This is a genomic window from Cellulomonas sp. GbtcB1, assembly GCF_019091725.1.
Lineage (GTDB): Bacteria > Actinomycetota > Actinomycetes > Actinomycetales > Cellulomonadaceae > Cellulomonas.
Genome location: NZ_JAGXJG010000709.1, coordinates 1 through 229, shown reverse-complemented (window position 1 = coordinate 229; position 229 = coordinate 1). Strand labels below are relative to the sequence as shown.

General features: G+C 77.3%; 1 pseudogene. It reads left to right on the top strand.

Features of this window, described 5'->3' with window-relative positions:
* Positions 1-66 precede the first annotated feature (66 nt).
* Positions 67-201 (top strand): annotated as a pseudogene (locus KVT14_RS23685) (Na+/H+ antiporter NhaA); the annotation flags it as partial.
* Positions 202-229 lie beyond the last annotated feature (28 nt).

Genomic DNA, 229 nt, shown 5'->3' with positions numbered 1-229 from the left:
CCGCCCGGGGCCACGGACGCCGCCGAGCCCACCCGTGCCGTCCCCGGCCCGCCGCTGCGGGTCCGCCTGCCCTCCGTCAGCCCCTCGGTGCGCGACTCCCTCGCGACCGAGGCCGGCAGCGCCGTCTTCCTGCTCGGGGCGACCGTGCTCGCGCTCGTGTGGGCGAACTCGCCCATCTCGGGCGCGTACGACGCGCTGTGGTCGACGTCGGGCGAAGTCGGATCGTAGC